General features: G+C 70.4%; 15 protein-coding genes. 10 read left to right on the top strand and 5 right to left on the bottom strand.

Translation table 11 applies throughout. The annotated features are described in order from the left end of the window. Nucleotides 1-206: 206 nt before the first annotated feature. From QMK34_RS15230 to QMK34_RS15215, 4 genes are all read left to right on the top strand, one after another. Complete coding sequence (locus QMK34_RS15230; RefSeq protein WP_326414601.1) at nucleotides 207-3,083, top strand: S8 family serine peptidase; 2,877 nt, start codon at nucleotides 207-209, stop codon at nucleotides 3,081-3,083. A 94-nt stretch (nucleotides 3,084-3,177) separates the two neighbouring features. Then, nucleotides 3,178-3,846 (top strand): acVLRF1 family peptidyl-tRNA hydrolase, encoded by a 669-nt coding sequence (locus tag QMK34_RS15225; protein WP_326414600.1) that lies wholly within the window; start codon nucleotides 3,178-3,180, stop codon nucleotides 3,844-3,846. 158 nt (nucleotides 3,847-4,004) lie between these two features. Next, nucleotides 4,005-5,633 (top strand): ABC-F family ATP-binding cassette domain-containing protein, encoded by a 1,629-nt coding sequence (locus tag QMK34_RS15220; RefSeq protein WP_326414599.1) that lies wholly within the window; start codon nucleotides 4,005-4,007, stop codon nucleotides 5,631-5,633. A 179-nt stretch (nucleotides 5,634-5,812) separates the two neighbouring features. Continuing rightward, nucleotides 5,813-6,022 (top strand): helix-turn-helix domain-containing protein, encoded by a 210-nt coding sequence (locus QMK34_RS15215; protein ID WP_003071237.1) that lies wholly within the window; start codon nucleotides 5,813-5,815, stop codon nucleotides 6,020-6,022. On the opposite strand, the gene QMK34_RS15210 is transcribed toward QMK34_RS15215, so the two are convergent. Beyond that, nucleotides 6,009-7,286 (bottom strand): glycosyltransferase family 87 protein, encoded by a 1,278-nt coding sequence (locus tag QMK34_RS15210; RefSeq protein ID WP_326414597.1) that lies wholly within the window; start codon nucleotides 7,284-7,286, stop codon nucleotides 6,009-6,011. The two genes, QMK34_RS15215 and QMK34_RS15210, sit on opposite strands and share 14 nt — an antisense overlap. A 330-nt stretch (nucleotides 7,287-7,616) precedes the next feature. On the opposite strand from QMK34_RS15210, the gene QMK34_RS15205 reads away from it, so the two are divergent. Next, complete coding sequence (locus QMK34_RS15205) at nucleotides 7,617-9,482, top strand: ABC transporter ATP-binding protein (RefSeq protein WP_326414596.1); 1,866 nt, start codon at nucleotides 7,617-7,619, stop codon at nucleotides 9,480-9,482. 82 nt (nucleotides 9,483-9,564) lie between these two features. On the opposite strand, the gene QMK34_RS15200 is transcribed toward QMK34_RS15205, so the two are convergent. Both QMK34_RS15200 and QMK34_RS15195 read right to left on the bottom strand, forming a co-directional pair. Next, nucleotides 9,565-9,999, bottom strand: a complete 435-nt coding sequence (locus QMK34_RS15200; RefSeq protein WP_326414595.1) for a hypothetical protein — start codon at nucleotides 9,997-9,999, stop codon at nucleotides 9,565-9,567. A gap of 264 nt (nucleotides 10,000-10,263) precedes the next feature. Beyond that, complete coding sequence (locus tag QMK34_RS15195) at nucleotides 10,264-10,992, bottom strand: sugar isomerase domain-containing protein (RefSeq protein ID WP_326414594.1); 729 nt, start codon at nucleotides 10,990-10,992, stop codon at nucleotides 10,264-10,266. A gap of 131 nt (nucleotides 10,993-11,123) precedes the next feature. Between QMK34_RS15195 and QMK34_RS15190 the strand changes: the two genes are divergently transcribed. From QMK34_RS15190 to QMK34_RS15175, 4 genes are all read left to right on the top strand, one after another. Continuing rightward, on the top strand, nucleotides 11,124-11,819 hold the full coding sequence (locus QMK34_RS15190; RefSeq protein WP_326414593.1) for an alpha/beta hydrolase: 696 nt from the start codon (nucleotides 11,124-11,126) through the stop codon (nucleotides 11,817-11,819). A gap of 110 nt (nucleotides 11,820-11,929) precedes the next feature. After that, nucleotides 11,930-13,195 carry a cyclopropane-fatty-acyl-phospholipid synthase family protein gene (locus QMK34_RS15185; RefSeq protein ID WP_326414592.1) on the top strand — a complete coding sequence of 422 codons (1,266 nt, stop codon included), beginning with the start codon at nucleotides 11,930-11,932 and terminating at the stop codon, nucleotides 13,193-13,195. A gap of 120 nt (nucleotides 13,196-13,315) precedes the next feature. Next, nucleotides 13,316-14,518 carry an LCP family protein gene (locus tag QMK34_RS15180; protein ID WP_326414591.1) on the top strand — a complete coding sequence of 401 codons (1,203 nt, stop codon included), beginning with the start codon at nucleotides 13,316-13,318 and terminating at the stop codon, nucleotides 14,516-14,518. Nucleotides 14,519-14,555: 37 nt separating this feature from the next. Beyond that, a complete protein-coding gene (locus QMK34_RS15175) occupies nucleotides 14,556-15,131 on the top strand; it encodes a GNAT family N-acetyltransferase (protein WP_326414589.1) in 576 nt (191 codons plus the stop codon). Nucleotides 15,132-15,255: 124 nt separating this feature from the next. On the opposite strand, the gene QMK34_RS15170 is transcribed toward QMK34_RS15175, so the two are convergent. Both QMK34_RS15170 and QMK34_RS15165 read right to left on the bottom strand, forming a co-directional pair. Further along, nucleotides 15,256-16,323 (bottom strand): FecCD family ABC transporter permease, encoded by a 1,068-nt coding sequence (locus QMK34_RS15170; RefSeq protein ID WP_326414588.1) that lies wholly within the window; start codon nucleotides 16,321-16,323, stop codon nucleotides 15,256-15,258. Then, nucleotides 16,320-17,363 carry a FecCD family ABC transporter permease gene (locus tag QMK34_RS15165; protein ID WP_326414672.1) on the bottom strand — a complete coding sequence of 348 codons (1,044 nt, stop codon included), beginning with the start codon at nucleotides 17,361-17,363 and terminating at the stop codon, nucleotides 16,320-16,322. Before QMK34_RS15165 ends, QMK34_RS15170 begins: the two co-directional genes overlap by 4 nt. A 161-nt stretch (nucleotides 17,364-17,524) precedes the next feature. On the opposite strand from QMK34_RS15165, the gene QMK34_RS15160 reads away from it, so the two are divergent. Then, the coding region (locus QMK34_RS15160; protein ID WP_326414587.1) for an ABC transporter transmembrane domain-containing protein at nucleotides 17,525-18,295 on the top strand (771 nt) is incomplete at its 3' end.

Raw genomic sequence — 18,295 nt, 5'->3', positions numbered from 1 at the left:
CCTATCCAGCGTCACTCGATTGGGTGCTGTTTACCAGAACGGTGAGTACTTAGGTTGATCCAGTCGGTAATCATCGACATCGGTCAGCGTGAGTCGGGGCACGCGCCTAAGAATCGGAGGCGCACGTGCGTCCAACCCGTTCTAACCGGAGAAGAACGACGACCCTGGCAGCCGGTGCGGCCGCGGCCGTCGTGGCTCTCGGTCTGGTGTCACCCGCTGTCGCGGCGGCGGACACCTCGGCTTCGCCAGCCGCCTTCTCGGACAACACCGTGCGGCAAATCGCCGCGCTGCAGGCAATCAAGACCGGGCAGACCGCTGGGGAGTCCAAAGTGGACAGCCGGTTGCTCGTCGAGCAGAAGATCAGAGGGCAGCGCCTGAGTGCTTCGGCGGTGCCCGCTTTGAGTTCTGGGGCCCCTCTCTCGCCGACTGGCACCGTGCTGGTCGACATCCGGGCGGACAAGGTCTCGCCCGACCTGCTCGACGGCCTGCGCAAAGCCGGTGCGGGCATTCGCGCGGTCTCGGAGCGAACCGGCAGTGTCCGCGCCGAGCTATCACTCGATGCGGTGACGGCCATCGCCCAACGGGGTGACGTCCGTAAGGTCGAGTCGGCTGATCAGGCGATGACCGCCCGGCAGCTGGCGACCCCAGCGGCAGGCCAGGGCGCTAGCCAGGGCGCTAGCCAGGACACTGTCCAGGTCGCGCCCGAGGGCAAGGAGGACAAGGCCAGCCGCATCGCCGGTGAGCTGAAGCAGGCCCTCGCGGCCAAGGCGAGCGGCCAGGCCGCGGCCACCATCACCAGTGAAGGCGACCGTGCGCACAACACCGACACCGCGCGCCAGCAGTTCGGCGTCACCGGGGTGGGCGTCAAGGCGTGCGCGCTGTCCGACGGTGTCGACTCGCTGGCCGTTTCACAGGCCAAGGGCGAGCTCCCGGCCTCGGTCGACGTTCCCGCAGGCCAGGAGGGCAGCGGCGACGAGGGCACCGCGATGCTCGAGATCATCCACGACCTCGCGCCGAACGCCTCGCTCGGTTTCGCGACGGCGTTCAACTCCGACGCGAGCTTCGCGGACAACATCCGCAACCTGCGCTTCCAGTCGCACTGCGACGTCATCGTCGACGACGTCATCTACTTCAAGGAATCGCCGTTCCAGGACTGGCTCATCGCCCAGGCCGTCAACGACGTGACCGCGAACGGCGCGCTGTACTTCTCCTCGGCGGGCAACGAGGGCAACGTCCTTGACGGCACCGCCGCGCACTGGGAAGGCGACTTCAAGGACTCCGGCAAGAGCGTCGGCAAGTTCGCCGGTGTCGCGCACAACTTCGCCGGGACCGCGGGCAACCAGATCTTCGAGCCGATCTCGGCCGCCTCCTCGGCGGGCGTGCCGGTGAACCTGTTCTGGTCGGACCCGCTGGGCGCCTCGAACAACGACTACGACCTGTACCTGCTCGACGCCAAGGGCAACGTGGTCGCGTTCAGCCAGGACGTCCAGACCGGCACCCAGGATCCGTACGAGCGGGTCAACACCCCCGCGGGCGGTGGCACCGGGCTGCGGCTGGCCATCGTGAAGTTCCGCGGCGACGACCGTTACCTGTCCCTGTCGGCGCTGCGCGGCCGCTTCTCCGACTCGGCCGACGGCCTGAAGGCGTACACCACCCCGGGTGAGACCTTCGGCCATTCGGCCGCGCGCCTCGCCTTCAACGTGGCGGCCACCCCGGCCGCGGCGGCGTTCGGCCGTCCGCTCGAGCCGGGCGACCCGGCCAACCCGGCCGGCCCGTTCCCGGGTTCGTTCAGCGCGGCCAGCAAGGTCGAGCGGTTCACCTCGGACGGTCCGCGGCGGATGTTCTACGAGGCCAGCGGCACGCCGATCACCCCGGGCAACGTCTCCTCCACCGGCGGCGAGGTCCGGCTCAAGCCGGAGTTCACCGCGGCGGACGGCGTCAAGACCAGCGTGACCGGGTTCAGCCCGTTCTTCGGCACGTCGGCGGCCGCACCGCACGCGGCGGCGATCGCCACGCTCGCGCTGTCCGGCAACCCCGGCCTGTCCCAGGTGGACGTCCGTGAGGCGCTGATCAACACCGCGGTCGACATCGAGACCCCGGGCCGCGACAACACCAGCGGCGCCGGCGTCCTGCTCGCCGACCGGGTGCTCGCCTACACCGGCGCCAGCCCGCAGCCGCTGGTCAACGCGCAGAAGCCGACGGTCACCCCGGCCGACGGCGGCTCCTCGCTCGACCCCGGCGACACCGCCAAGGTGACGCTCCCGGTGACCAACAACGGTGACGGCACCGCGGTGTCCACCAGCGTGGTGCTGACCAGCCCGACCCCGGGCGTCACCGTCGCGCCGCGCTCGAAGTCCTACGGCACCATCAGCCCGGGACAGACCGGCGTGAACGACTTCACCATCACCGTCCCGGCGACCCAGGAGCTGGGCGTCCCGGTGGTGCTGAACGCGAAGGTCACCTTCGCCGGCTCGTACTCGCCGACGAACAACCAGTTCTCGCTCCCGGTGGGCACACCTTCGCCGGTCGTCAAGAACTTCGCGTACGCCGGTGACGCCGTCGCGATCCCGGACAACAGCCCGCTCGGCGCCTCGGTGCCGATCACGGTCAGCGGGGTGGGCCGGGCGTCGAAGGTGTCGCTCTCGGTCGACGGCACCACCTGCGACACCGACCAGAACTCGACGACGGTGGGACTCAACCACTCCTACGTCGGTGACCTGGTGGGCACGCTCACCTCGCCTTCCGGCGCCAAGGCGACCGTGTTCTCGCGCAACGGCGGCGGTGGCAACAACCTCTGCCAGGTCGTGTTCGCCGACGACGCGGCGAACCCGTTCAGCTCGGTGACGTCGAACAACGCGCCGTACTCGGGCACCTGGCGCCCGGCCGCGCCGCGCGGCGCGCTGGCGAGTTCGCCCGCCGACGGCACCTGGACGTTCACGGCGACCGACGTGGCCGGTGGTGACATCGGTTCCATCCGCGCGGTTTCCCTGCACGTCAACGGTTTCGTCCAGCCGGGCGCGGCTGCGGACCGGCCCGCCACGGTCCGTCCGGTGGTGAACACCGGGCCGGTCAGGCCGAACTGAGCCACGGCTGAACCGGACAACCGAACAGAATCAGCACCCGGTACGGGGTCGTCGTTCGCGGCGGCGCCGTACCGTTGTGCCATGGCGTTGCGCAATGGCTAAGCCACGGCAGGTCGCGGGCGGCGGGCACGCGGTCGAAGTGACCCCGGATCGGCTGGCCGGCTGGTTCGACCGCTTCTCGGTGCGCAACGACGGGGTGCGCTCGACCGAAATCGCGCCGCACGAGGTCACGGTGACCGCCGCCAACGGCACCGTCGCCGTCGCGCTCGTCCCGTTCGGGCCGCTCACCGAACTCGGCACCCATGAAGGGCTGGCTGTGGGGCCGCTGGTCGAGCACGTGCTCGTCCCGCGCCGGGTGGCGCTGCTGCTGGTCCGCCTCGGCGGGCACAGCGTGGGGATCGCCCGCGGCGCCGAGGTCGTCCTGTCGAGGACCGATCGGCACCTGGTGCACGGCCGGTCGGCGGCTGGCGGCTGGTCGCAGCACCGCTTCGCCCGGCGCCGCGAGGGGCAGGTCCGCCAGGCGTTGCGCGCGGCCGCCGACGACGCCTTCGAGGTCCTCGTGCCGCGACTGTCCGAAGTGGACGCCGTGGTGCTCGGCGGCGACCGCCGCGCCCTCGACGAGCTGCGGGCCGACCGGCGGCTCGCGCCGTTGTTCGCACTGGCCGAACCCCGCGTGCTCGACATCGTCGAGCCCCGCCGGACGGTGCTCGACGACGCCGCCGAGCGGGCCGTTTCGGTGGAGATCAGGCTCCGCGACGCGTGAGTCCCGCCACGGCGGGGGAAATCGCTCGACACCGACCCGTACACTGGGTGCGTGGTCATTCTTCTGGAGTAGCTCCGAACCGGCCCTCGCCTTCTGACGCGGGGTTCGCCGGTTCGTCGACGCTGTCCACCTCCACCACCCTTTACCTGGGAGTTCCTTTGATTACGGCCACAGGTCTAGAGCTGCGCGCCGGCTCACGCATCCTGATCAACAACGTCAGCCTGCGCATCCAGCAGGGCGACCGCATCGGTCTCGTCGGCCGCAACGGCGCCGGCAAGACCACCTCGCTCAAAGTGCTGGCGGGGGAGGGCGAGCCGCACGCGGGCGAAGTCCGCCGCAGCGGTGAGCTGGGCTACCTGCCGCAGGACCCGCGCGAGGGCGACCTCTCGGTGACCGCGAAGGACCGGGTGCTCTCCGCACGCGGCCTCGACGCCCTGCTCCGCGACATGGAGAAGGCGCAGACGGCGATGTCCGAGCTCGTGGACGAAGTCCAGCGCGACAAGGCGATCAGCCGCTACAGCCGGCTCGAGGAGCGGTTCGCCTCTCTCGGCGGCTACGCGGCCGAGAGCGAAGCTGCGCGGATCTGCTCGAACCTGGGCCTGGCCGACCGTGTCCTGGCACAGACCTTGCAGACGCTGTCCGGTGGTCAGCGCCGCCGCGTCGAGCTCGCGCGCATCCTGTTCGCCGCCGCCGAGGCGGGCGCTGGCGGCAAGTCCGAGACGATCCTGCTGCTCGACGAGCCGACCAACCACCTGGACGCCGACTCGATCAACTGGCTGCGCGGGTTCCTCAAGTCCCACGAGGGCGGCCTGGTCGTGATCAGCCACGACGTCGACCTGCTCGCCGACGTGGTCAACAAGGTCTGGTTCCTCGACGCCATGCGCAGCGAGGTCGACTTCTACAACATGGGCTGGCAGCGCTACCTCGACGCGCGGGCCACCGACGAGAAGCGCCGCCGCCGTGAGCGCGCGAACGCCGAGAAGAAGGCGTCCGTCCTGCAGGTGCAGGCCGCGAAGCTCGGTGCCAAGGCCACGAAGGCCGTGGCGGCGAAGAACATGGCCCGCCGCGCCGAGCAGATGCTGTCCGCGCTGGACGACACCCGCCAGGCCGACAAGGTCGCCCGGATCCGGTTCCCCGAGCCCGCGCCCTGCGGTCGCACGCCGCTCACCGCCGAGGGGCTGTCGAAGTCCTACGGCTCGCTCGAGATCTTCAGCGGGGTCGACCTCGCGATCGACCGCGGCTCCAAGGTCGTCGTGCTCGGATTCAACGGCGCCGGAAAGACCACTTTGCTCCGGCTGCTCGGCGGAATGGAAAAAGCGGATTCTGGTACGACCGTGCCGGGTCACGGATTGCGTTTGGGCTATTACGCACAGGAACACGAAACACTTGACCATGATGCGAGCGTGTGGGAAAACATCCGACATCTCGCCCCGGACACCGGCGCACAGGAGTTGCGGAACCTGCTCGGTTCGTTCCTGTTCACCGGTGAGCAGCTCGACCAGCCCGCGGGCACGCTGTCGGGCGGCGAGAAGACGAGGCTGGCGCTGGCCGGGCTGGTCTCCAGTGCTGCCAACGTGTTGCTGCTCGACGAGCCGACGAACAACCTGGACCCGGCCAGCCGTGCGCAGGTCCTTGACGCGCTGCGGAGCTTCGCGGGCGCGGTCGTGCTCGTGACGCACGATCCGGGCGCGGTCGAGGCGCTCGAGCCCGAGCGCGTCATCCTGCTGCCGGACGGGACCGAAGACCATTGGTCCGCGGATTATCTGGAACTCGTCCAGCTTGCGTGAGGCCTGCGGCCATTCGGGTGCTTGATCGTTACCAATAAGCCACTGAATTGGCCCAATGTGATCGCGGTTTCGACTGATTTACGCCCGTCGTCTGGCATTCCGGCGCTCAGTGTTCGATCATTGCGGCGACAGAGGGCCGAATGTGGCCCAGAACACTCTCGGCGGGAAGGCGGATCGACGTGGCTGATCTCAAGAAAGGCGCGCGAATCACCGGCAACACGCGCGACAAGCTAGCCGCTGACCTGAAGAAGAAATACGAGAAGGGGTCGAGCATCCGCGCGCTGGCGGAGTCGACCGGGCGTTCCTACGGGTTCGTCCACCGGGTCCTGTCGGAGTCTGGCGTGCAGCTTCGTGGCCGGGGTGGCGCCACCCGGGTCAAGAAGAAGTAGCGGGCTGCGCGGGGGGCGCAGTTCCGTCTTCGGCACGACGGAAGACCAGCAGGGCACCGAGCAGGATCAGCGGGTACACCAGGTAGCCGTACCGGGTGGCCGGGGTCAGCAGGATGAGTGCGCCGAGTCCGACGGCGATGCGCAGCAGCGCGTCGGAGCCGTTCACGGGGGGCCGGCGCGACAACCAGAGCGCGACCGCCGACGCGGCCGCTCCCAGCAGCACGAACGCGATCACCGTGCCGGCCGGACCGGTCGCGGCGATCAGATGGCCCGGCAGCGGGCTGGCCGCGGGTGAGGTGACCACTCCCATCCCCAGCGGGAACCGGATGACGTGCTCGACGAACGCCGGGGGATTCGCCAGGTACACCGGGACGTGCAGGACGGCCGTGGTCACCAGCAGTGACGCCACGAAGCCGCCCAGTGCACGCGGGCCGCGCCGCGTCAGCAGCAGCACTCCCAGCACGACGGCCGCGGGCAGGACGATCAGCTTCGCGCTGATCACCAGCGCGAGCACCAGTCCCGCGACGACCGCGCGGCCGGTCGAGGCCAGCGCGCACGAGAGCACCAGCAGCCCGGCGATGGCCAGGTCCGGACCTGCCACCGCCCAGGTCAGCGCGGTCAACGGGCAGGCGAGCGCCAGTTGCGCCGCACCGACCGGGATCTTGGGCCACTTCAGCAGGCGCAGGGTGGCGAGCACGCACAGGCAGGCCGCCAGCGCGAACATCCACCGCGCGTCGGTCAGCGCGTTCGCCAGCGGACCGCCGCCGAACAGCGCCCGTGGCAGGCCGAACACGGCCATGACCGGTCCGTACGGGGTGTAGTCGTTCACCACTGGTGACCGGCCGAGGGTGGTGAAGTCCACATAGGGCGTTCCGTGTTCGAGCAGCAGGCTCGCGGACCGTTCGATCACCCAGACCTCGGGCTGCGCGCTCCACGACCCGGGCGTGATCAGCCAGTCGACGCCGGTGAGGCGCCGCACGACGAGCACCGCCAGCGGCACGACCATCGCGAGGACACCGATCACCGCGATGGGCACCCAGCGGGACAGCTGCGGGGCCCCCCGGCGCGACGAGAGCAGCGACCACCCAGTGAAGGCGGCGGCGAGGCCGTAGCCCACCGTCGCGAAGTTGCCCCAGATGCGGTACCCGTAGAACTCCGCGGCGAGTGCGGTGCTGAGCGCGAAGACGAAGAACCCGAGGTAGAGCAGAAGATCGAGGACCAGCTTGTTGCGGGGGAGCAGCCGTTGCAGCCGAGGTGCCGACATCGTTGTCCCCACGTCGTTCCCCCTGCCGTCCCCGCTGTCCGATCGCCCCGTGCCCAGGCTACCGAGCAGGCCGGGCGGGGTTCGCGCCAGGCCGGATCGTGTCAGTGATTTTCCAGGTAGCCGTTCCAAGTAGCCGAAAACGCGATCGGCGGCCGTGATGACGGCCCGACTGAGGGTTACCTTCGCCCGCCGTCGATCCGGGCGGGGCGCACACTGGACGAAGAAGTCCGCGCGTAGCGGGAAGGAATCGTTGGATCAGGACGTTGTCCAGGTCATATGCGGAAAAAACCTCAAGTAATATCGAGGTTTTGACTGGGGATGAGGAGCTCGATGGACAACACATGGATGCTGATGAGCTCGGCGATGAAGTCCGCCGACACACCCAGGGCGCTGACGCGCGGCACCCTGCGCCGGGTCGCGCGCTTCGCCCGCCCGCACTGGCGGCGGCTGGTGGTCTTCCTCGTGCTGACGGTGGCGTCGGCGGTGCTCGCGGTGACCACCCCGGTCCTGGCGGGCAAGGTGATCGACGCGATCGTCGGCAAGCACGACCTGTCGGTGGTGATCTGGCTGGCCGTGGTCATCGCCGGGCTGGCGATCCTCGACGCGGGGCTCGGGCTGGCCGAGCGCTGGCAGTCGACGCGCATCGGGGAGGGGATCATCCTCGACCTGCGGGTGGCGGTGTTCGAGCACGTCCAGCGCATGCCGGTCGCGTTCTTCACCCGGACCCGCACCGGCGCGCTGGTCAGCAGGCTCAACAACGACGTGATCGGGGCGCAGCGGACGTTCACCGCCACCCTGTCCGGTCTGGTCACCAACGTGATCCAGCTGGTGCTCTCGCTGGTGGTGATGGTGACGCTGTCCTGGCAGGTCACCCTGCTGGCGCTGGTGCTGCTGCCGGTGTTCGTGATCCCCGCGCGGCGGCTCGGCAAGCGGATGGCCGGGCTGCAGCGGGAGTCCGCCCAGCTCAACGCCGGGATGACCACCCAGATGACGGAGCGGTTCTCCGCGCCCGGCGCGACCTTGGTCAAACTGTTCGGGCATCCCCTGCAGGAGACCGCCGACTTCGGCGTCCGCGCGGGCCGGGTGCGGGACATCGGCGTGCGCACCGCGATGCTCACCCGCTGGTTCATGACCAGCTTGACGCTGGTGTCGGCGCTGGCGCAGGCGCTCGTCTACGGGCTCGGCGGTTACCTGGCGCTGACCGGCAGGCTCGCGCCCGGCACGGTCGTCGCGCTGGCGCTGCTGCTGACGCGCCTGTACAGCCCGCTCACCGCGCTGGCCAACGTCCGGGTGGACGTGATGACCGCGCTGGTCTCGTTCGAGCGGGTCTTCGAGGTGCTCGACCTCGAGCCGATGATCCAGGAGAAGCCGGTCGCGAAGCCCCTGCCCGAGGGCGGGGTGTCGGTGGAGTTCGACGACGTCCGGTTCGCCTACCCGGCGGCCGACCGCTACTCACTGGCCTCGCTGGAGGATGTGTCCACGTTGGACAACCGGGGTGGTGAGGAGGTGCTGCACGGCATCGGTTTCCGGGCCGAGCCAGGACAGATGATCGCGCTGGTCGGCTCCTCGGGGGCGGGCAAATCGACGATCGCCTCGCTGCTGCCGCGGCTCTACGACGTCGACTCCGGCGCGGTGCGACTGTCCGGTGTGGACGTTCGTGACCTGAGTTTCGCCACCCTGCGGGAGACCGTGGGCGTGGTGACCCAGGACGGGCACCTGTTCCACGAGACCATCCGGGCCAACCTGAACTACGCGCGCCCCGGCGCCACCGAGGAGGAGATCTGGTCCGCGCTGGAGCGCGCCCGGCTCGCCGAGCTCGTCCACGAGCTGCCCGACGGGCTCGAGACAATGGTGGGGGAGCGCGGTTACCGGCTCTCCGGCGGTGAACGCCAGCGGCTGACCATCGCGCGGCTGCTGCTGGCGCAGCCGAAGGTGGTCGTGCTCGACGAGGCGACCGCGCACTTGGACTCCGAGTCCGAGGCGGCCGTCGGCGAGGCGCTCACCGACGCGCTGTCCGGGCGGACCGCGCTGGTCATCGCGCACCGGCTCTCCACCGTGCGCGCGGCCGACCAGATCCTGGTCGTCGAGCACGGCGAGATCGTCGAGCGCGGCACCCACGACGAGCTCCTGGCCCGCCAGGGCCGCTACGCGATGCTGCACCGCACGCAGTTCGCGAAGCAGGCCTCCGCTGTCTGAAGTGTCATGAAAGGGTCTTTCAGGGCAAAAATTGCCCTGAAAGACCCTTTCATGACACCGGTGAGACGTGACTCGGGGCAGGTCAGCAGGTCAGCTTGACCTCGGGGGAGTAGTGGTACTGCCAGGTGCCCGCCGCGTTCTGCGCGGCGGAGTAGTGGCGGTAGGTCTTGGTGCCGATGCCGTCGCAGTCGGACTGGACGCTGCCGTAGGCGGGCACGCCCCCGGCGACCCGGAACTTCCGGGATTGCAGGGTCTTCCAGCCGAACGTCGTCTTGCGCTGCAGGTAGCTCTCGTAGCCCGTCGGGTAGTTCGAGCAGAAGGTGTATCCCGCGTAGGCGAGTGTCCCGGACAGGATCACCGGGGTGCCGGTGATCCACTGGTTGCACGCCGCCGTCGTGCTGGGCGCCGCCTCGGCCGCCTGGGTTGACGCCCCGGCCGGTGCCGCGCTGAGCATGCTGAGGGTGCCCGCCGCCGCCACCGCTGCGAGTACCGCCGCCGTCTGTCGGATCTTGTTCACTGTGCTCCCCGTTTCCTCGGCCGGACGAACGTTCGTCCGGCTGTGACAGAAATATTGCCCCTGTCACACCAGGCGGACCAGTGGCTGTTCCGGCCAATGGCCGCATGTGGCCAGTTCGGCGGTAGGGCCGTGAGGGTCGGCCGTGGCCGGGAAAAGGGGTCTGACCAGGGTGAACTCGTGAGGATCGCCGCGCGGTCAGAGCCCGTCCCGGTCATCGGGTAACCGGACGAAACCCCCCTTTCGGGTTGCCACGGCCGGGGGGAGCTACCGCAGCGCGGGGACGCGGGGGGTGTACTTCGCCAGCAGCGTGGTGTTCGCCTCGTCCCCACCCTCCACATTGGAGCTGCGCCACAGCGGCACGTCGACGCCTTCGGCCTGACCGCGGTCGACGACCCCGCTCAGCACGAGGTTCCACAGGAACGCGTTGAGCACTGTGGACAGTGGCGCGGTGCGCGGTGCGCCCGCCGGGTAGCTCGAGTCGCCGGGCCGTACGCCCGAGTCGAGTACGACGGTCGCCTCGTCGATGAGCGTGGTCGGGGCCCGGCGCGGGGCCGCGGCCACCGACGCCCGCGAGCTCACCGCGATGACCGCCGCGCCGCGCGCCGTGGCCGCCGCCGCGAGTTCGACCGGGTACGGGTTGACGCCCGAGGTGGAGAACACCACCAGGACGTCGTCCGGGCCGGGGGCCCGCTCGGTGAGCACCTGCTCGGCGAGACCGGTGCGCCGTTCGGTGACCGTGCTGTGCTGCGCGCCGTGCAGGGGCAGGAGTTCCGGGTGGTAGAGCGGGTAGACGCAGGCGAGACCGCCCGCCCGGTAGAACGTTTCGGCGACCGCGGCCAGCGAGTGCCCGGCGCCCGCGGTGAACACCAGCGCGTCGGCCCGGATCACCCCCAGCACCAGTTCGGTGGCCTCGGCCAAGGACTTCTCGTTGGACCGTTCCGCTTCCGCCAGCTTCGCGGCGACGTCTTCCCAGCGTTCGGTGGTGCTCACCACACCCGCCCTTCCTTGTCGTGACCGGCGCCGAATGTATCGCGAACACACGGTCCGATGACGGAATAGCGGGCGCCCGCTTCGAGGTTGACCCAATCGCCGCGAACCGTCTCGAAGAATGAGAGGCTCCCCGGGTGAGCGAAGAGGTACCGGAGCTGTCCGTCTGGCACGCCCGTGGTCAGGTGAAGGCCGTCGCGCTCGTCCTGCACGGCGGGACCGAGGTCGGCACGGCCCCAGTCGGGCGGTGGAAGCTGGCCTACCTGAGGATGATCCCGCTGGCGCGGGCGCTGCACCGCGCCGGGGCGGGCAGCGGCCTCGAAGTGCGGCTGATGCGCAACCGGCTCTACGGGTGGAACGCACCCGTGCTCGACCCGGTCAGCGACGCCCGCTGGGCACTGGAGCGGATCCGCGCCGAGCACCCTGGCCTCCCCGTCGTCCTGATCGGCCATTCGATGGGCGGCCGGGTCGCGATGCGGGTGGCCGACGACCCCGCGGTGGTCGCCGTCTGCGGGCTGGCGCCGTGGACACCACCGGGTGAACCGGTCGACGCCGTCGCGGGCCGGGCCGTGCTGATCGCGCACGGGACCCGCGACCGGATGACCGATCCGGCCGCCTCGCACCTGTTCGCCGAGCGCGCCTTGTCCGTCGCGTCCCGATTGGTCCGGTTTGACATCGCCCGTGAGGGTCATGCCATGCTGCGCCGTTCCGCGGTTTGGACACGGCTCATGTGTGCTTTCACACTGGAAGCGGTCGCCGCGGACAAGAACGACGAAACTTTGTCTGCCGCTTGGACCAAGCCGAGTGCCCAGCGGCTGCGAATTCCGGTCTGAGCGAACGGGCGCACCACCGTGCCCGGACGGCCCGGTCGGGACTCGGGCGCGCGCGTCGCGCGTCTGGAATATCATTCACCGGCATTGAAAAGCCGGCCGGAAGGAGTGTCTTGACCACTTCAAGCGTTGACCGTGCGGCTGGGCCGGCCGAGCGGCCGGTACCCAACGAGAACCATTGGCCAGGCCTGGCGACCCCGCCCCATTCCGCCTTCCGGGCGAGGATCGCCGAGAGCCTCTTCCGGCGCGCCGTGCGCCCGCTGGACGTGCGGGTCACCTTCCCCGACGGCACCACGCTCGGGGCCGGCGGCCCGGAAGCGCCGGAGATGCGGCTGAAGCGCCCCGCGGCGTTCTTCCACCGCCTCGGCGTGGACGCCAAGATCGGGTTCGGCGAGGCCTACATGGCTGGCGACTGGACCTCCGACGCGCTGGCCGACGTGCTGACGCCGTTCGCGGAGCGGATGGCCACCCTCGTGCCGCCGGTGCTGCAGCGGTTCCGCCGGTTCGTCGACCGCAGGCAGCCCTCGACCGAGGAGAACACCCTCGAAGGCTCGCGGCAGAACATCCACCGGCACTACGACCTGTCGAACGAGCTGTTCGGCACGTTCCTCGACGAGTCGATGATGTATTCCTCGGCACTGTTCGGCCCGGACGACGACATGACCGCCGCCCAGCACCGCAAGATCGACAGCGTGCTGGACTACGCCGGCGTCCGCGACGGCAGCGCGGTCCTCGAGATCGGCACCGGCTGGGGCGAGCTCGCCATCCGCGCGGCTTCCCGCGGCGCCCAGGTGACTTCGCTGACGATTTCCGAGGAGCAGCGCGCGCTGGCCACCGACCGCATCGCCAGGGCGGGCTTCGCGGACAAGGTCGACGTCCAGCTGTGCGACTACCGCGAAGCCACCGGCCTGTACGACGCCGTGGTGAGCGTGGAGATGATCGAGGCGGTCGGCTCGCAGTACTGGCCGACGTTCTTCTCGACGATCGGCCAGCGGCTGCGGCCGGGCGGGCGGCTGGGCCTGCAGGCGATCACCATGGACCACGACCGGATGCTCGCGGCCTCGCAGTCCTACACCTGGATCCACAAGTACATCTTCCCCGGCGGCATCATCCCGTCGACCCAGGCGGTCGAGCGCGGGATGCACGAGAACACCCAGCTGCGGATGCACGGGGTGCGGGAGTTCGGCCTCGACTACGCCCACACGCTGCGGCTGTGGCGCGAGCGGTTCACCCAGCGCTGGAGCGAGGTCGCCGACCTGGGCTTCGACGAGGTCTTCCGCCGGATGTGGGAGTTCTACCTCGCCTACTCCGAGGCCGGTTTCCGGTCCGGCTACCTCAAGGTCCACCAGTTCGGTTTCGGGGCCAATGACGCTCGGTGACTCCCGTCGCACTGATCGCCACCCAACCGATTAAGGTGTCGCACGTCTGTTCTTGTGGGCCCGGTTTGTCGTAAACCGGGCCCGGCAGACATGATCCGACACGGGGACGGGTGATCAGCGATGACGTATGGCGGAGACCACGGACGGCAGCAGCCGGCCGGCCCGCGCCGGCCATCGGGCCGTCCGCGCGAGCAGCAGCGAGCGCAGATGATGCCGCTCCCCGGCCGGGGTCAGAGTCCCTACGACGAGCGGACCCGGCCGCTGGCCTCACGCGAGCAAGCGCAGAGGCCGCCCGCCGGACCGCCGCCACGGCGTCAGGACCCGCCGGGCGCCTACGGTGACGGCCCGCAGCAGCCACCGCGTCGCCGCCGCCGCTGGGGTCTCGGCCGCATCCTGCTCACCCTGGTGCTCGTGTTCGTCGTGTTCCTCGCCGGGGTGTGGGTCTACCTGGAGTTCTCGATCAACCGGGTGGACGCGCTGAAGGACTACTCCGGTCGTCCCGCCGCGGCCTCGGGCACCAACTGGCTCATCGTCGGTTCCGACAGCCGCGAAGGGCTCACCGCCGCGGATGAAGACCGTCTGTCCACAGGGGACTCCACGGCGGCGGGCGGCCAGCGCACCGACACGATCATGGTCGCGCACATCCCGGACAACGACGTCAAGCCGACGCTGCTGAGCCTGCCGCGCGACTCGCAGGTCAAGATCCCCGGCCACGGCACCAACAAGATCAACGCCGCGTTCTCGCTCGGCGGCGCGCCGCTGCTGGTGCAGACGGTCGAAGGCGCCACCGGCCTGCACATCGACCACTACGCGGAGATCGGCTTCGGCGGGTTCGCGAAGATCGTCGACGCGATCGGCGGCGTGAACATGTGCGTCGAGAAGGAAATGAACGACACGATGACCGGGGTCAAGATCGCCCCCGGCTGCCAGGACCTCGACGGCGCGCAGTCGCTCGGCTTCGTCCGGATGCGCCACAGCGACGCCACCCCGCGATCGGACCTCGACCGGGTCGCGAACCAGCGCAAGTTCATCGGCGCGCTGGTCAGCCAGATCGGCAGCCCCGGCACGCTGCTCAACCCGTTCGACTTCTTCCCGCTGCTCTCCGCCGCGCCGGGCGCGCTGACCATGGACTCCGGCGACCACGTGCACAACCTGGTGGGGCTCGCGCTCGCGATGCGCGGGATCTCCTCGGGCGGGGTCGTGACCACCACGATCCCGGTGACCAGCGGGTCGGCGGAGAACTGGGACAAGACCAAGTCGAAGCAGCTGCTGGACGCGCTGCGCGGCGACACCGAGGTCCCGGACAGCGTCATCCTCAACTGATTGGCGTGGCACGGCCTCGCCTCGGCAGAATCGCGGGATGGAGACACCCGCCGAAACCCTGACCGACGGCGAGGTCGTCCTGCGCCGGTGGCGGCTGGACGACCACGAGCAGCAAGCGCGGGTGGTCGGTGACGCGGCCGCGCACCTCGGCGCGTGGATGAACTGGGCGATGAACGGCTACGGGGAACGCGAGTCGCGGGAGTACCTCGAACGGACCACCCGGAGCTGGGACAGCGGGGAGATCTTCGACTTCGCCATCTCGACCACCGGAGGCGAGCTCGCCGGCGGCTGCGGCCTGACGCCCCGGACGGGCGGCGGCCTGGAGATCGGCTACTGGCTCCACCCGGACTACACCGGCCGGGGCCTCGTGACCAGGGCCGCGCGGCTGCTGACCGCCGAGGCGCTGCGGGTGGGCGCCGCGCACGTCGAGATCAGGCATGACGAACTCAACGTGCGCAGCGCGGCCGTCCCGCGACGCCTCGGCTACACCTTGATCAGCCGGAACGAGCCGCCGGTGTTACCACTGGCACCCGCGTGCGGCGGGGTCGACCACCTGTGGCGGCTGGAAAGGCCCTGGGGCGTGTCTGGTAATTCTGTTCGATGGGCTTCGTGATTCAGGTGGTTCCTGGCGGTGCGGGGCGCCGACCCTCGTACCGGGTCGCACTCGGGTCGTGCGCCCCGTGCCGCCAGGGGCCGCCTGGGCGCGAAGACCGCGAACTTGACTTGCCAGACACGCCCTAGCCGCGGCCGCGGCGCCATTCGTGGGACAGCAGCCAGATCAGGTAGATCCCGCCGATCGCGCCGGTGGCGACGCCGACCGGCAGCTGCTCCTCGGGGAACAGCCGCTGGGTCGCCAGGTCGCTGACCACCAGCAGCAGCGCGCCCATCAGCGCGGACGCGGTCAGCCCCGGTCCCGACGAGCGGGTGAGCCGCTTGGCCAGCTGCGGAGCCGCCAGCGCGACGAACGCGATCGGGCCCGCCGCGGCGGTGGCGACGGCGCAGAGCCCGACGCTCACCCCGATCAGCACGAGCCTGCTGCGTTCGACAGGCACGCCCAGCCCCTTCGCCGAGTCGTCTCCCATCTCCAGCAGGGAAAGCCGGGTGCCGTAGTAGAAACCCAGTGGCAGCAACACGATCAGCGCGATCGCGACCGGGACGACATGCTCCCAGCCGCGCCCGTTCAGCCCGCCGACGAGCCAGGCCTGCGCGGCGTAGGCGTCCTGCACGGACGCCCTCGTGATGAGGTACGAGTTCGCCGCGACCAGCATCGCGCTGGTCCCGATGCCGATCAGGATCAGCCGGAAACCCTGCACCCCGCCCTTGAACGCGAGCAGCGCGACAACGAGCGCGGTCACCAGCCCCGCGGCCAGCGCCCCGGCGGCGACCTCGAGCATCCCGCCGTGGAAGATCACGATGACCAGCAGCGCGCCGGTCGCCGAGCCCTCGGTGAAGCCGACGATGTCCGGGCTGCCCAGCGAGTTGTTCGTCAGGCTCTGCAGGATCGCGCCGCTGACCGCGAGCGCGCCGCCGACGAGCAGCGCCGTCAGCAGGCGCGGCAGCCGCAGCGTCGTGACGATGAACTCGGTCCCGGCGTCGCCGAAGCCGAAGAGCGTCTTCACGACTTCGCCGACCGAGAGCGGGTAATCCCCGCTGGTCATGCTGACCGCACCGGCCGCGAAGACCGCCAGCGCCAGCCCGAGCACGGTGATCGCGGTCCGGCTGTCGAGCCGCACCGACAACAGGCCGCCGCGCGTGCGCAGCACCCGGCCGCGCACCTGCCCGGGACGTTCCTTGAGCGCGCTCACAACCGGGCCAGCTTCCGCCTGCGGCACAGGGCGATGAAGACCGGCGCGCCGAGGAACGCGGTGACGATGCCGACCTGCAGTTCCTGCGGCGGGTCGAGCACGCGGCCGAGGACGTCGGAGCCGATCAGCAGGATCGGCGCGAGCAGCATCGAGTAGGGCAGCACCCAGCGCTGGTCCGAGCCGACCAGGATCCGGGCCACCAGCGGCACGGCGAGCCCGACGAACGCGATCGGCCCGATCGCCGCCGTCGACGCGCCGCACAGCAGGGTCACCGCGGTCGCGCCGAGCACGCGGGTGCGGCCGACGTGCGCGCCGAGCGCCTTGCCCGTCTGGTCACCCAGCGCCAGCACGTTGAGCGGCCGGGCGAGCAGCAGCGCCAACACGATCCCGACCGCGAGGAACGGGCTGACCTGCACCAGCACGTCGCCCTTGCGCCCGGACAGTGAACCGACGTTCCAGAACCGGAACTGGTTGAACGTGTCGGGCTGCAGCAGCAGCACCGCGACGATGAACGCCTGCAGCACCGCCGTCGTCGCGGCGCCCGCCATCACCAGCCTGTCCGGCGTCGCCCCGCCCCGGCCCGACGAGCCGAGGACGTAGACGACGACGGAAGCGAGCGCGGCGCCCGCGAAGGCGAACCACACGTAACCCAGCACGCTGCTCACCCCGGCGAAGGCGATGCCCGCGACGACCGCGGCGGCCGCGCCGTTGTTGACCCCGAGCAGCCCGGGGTCGGCGAGCGGGTTGCGGGTCAGCGCCTGCATGACCGCACCGGCCAGCCCGAGCGCCGCGCCGACGAGCGCGCCCAGCACGGTCCGCGGGAGGCGCAGGTCGTGGATGATCACCGCTTCGGTCGAACCGTCGTTGTGCCAGAGCAGCGACCAGGTCGAGGCGAACGGGATGTTCTTCGAGCCGATCCACACGCTCAGGACGAACATCAGCGCCAGCAGGGCGGCCGCGACCAGCAATCCGGCGAGCCTGAGCGTGCGCGCACGGGTCCGTGGCGGGCCCGCCCCCGCGGCGGCGGGCGGGCGCAGCATGACTGTCACGAAACCTCCTGGACGGGCCGGTTCCGGCACCAGACTCGGCGACTGAGGTGAGGCTAACCGAATGTCCCGGGCGGGCTCAACCGGGCCGGTTTATTAGACTAGCCTTACCTACCTAGACCGCCACGAAACCAGGACGGACGAACGGAGGCCCGGTGACGGCAGCAGGGATCACAGGCGGGCAGGTGCTGCGCCGCGCGATCGACGGCGAGCGGCGGTCCGTGGCCGCGGGTTCGGTGCTCGCGGCCGGCCACCAGGCGGGCGAGGCGCTGGTGCCGGTCATCATCGGACTGGTGATCGACCAGGCCGTGACCGGCGGGTCGGTCACCCCACTCGTCGTCTGGCTGGCGGTACTCGGGGTCGTGTTCGCGGGCCTGTCCTTCAGCTACCGCTTCGCCGCGCGAGCCGCGGAAGGCGCGGCTGAACGCGCCGCGCACGAAATCCGGCTCGCGGTGAGCCGCCGGGCCCTCGATCCCCGCGGCGGCGCGGAAAGCGGCAGGCTCGCGGGTGAGCTCGTCAGCATCGGCACCGCCGACGCGCAGCGGGTCGGCGTGATCAACGCCGTGCTCCCGTTCGGCATCGCCGGGCTCAGCGGCCTACTGGTCAGCGCGATCGCCCTGCTGCGGATGTCCGTCCCGCTCGGCCTGCTGGTGCTGCTCGGGACGCCGCCGCTGCTGCTGCTCGCGCACTTCATCGGCAAGCCGCTGGAAAAGCGCAGCGAAGCCCAGCAGGAACGCGTCGCGCACGCCTCCGGGATCGCCACGGACCTCGTCGCGGGCCTGCGGGTGCTCAAAGGCATCGGCGCGGAATCGGCCGCCGTCGCGCGCTACCGCCGGACCAGTCAGGACTCACTGCTGGCGACCCTGCGGGCGGCCCGCGCCCAGGCCTGGCACGACGGCGCGCTGCTGGCGCTGACCGGCGTGTTC

The sequence above is a fragment of the Amycolatopsis sp. H20-H5 genome (genome assembly GCF_035828755.1).
In the GTDB taxonomy this organism is placed as follows: Bacteria; Actinomycetota; Actinomycetes; order Mycobacteriales; family Pseudonocardiaceae; genus Amycolatopsis.
This window is presented reverse-complemented; position numbering and strand designations above follow the sequence as displayed.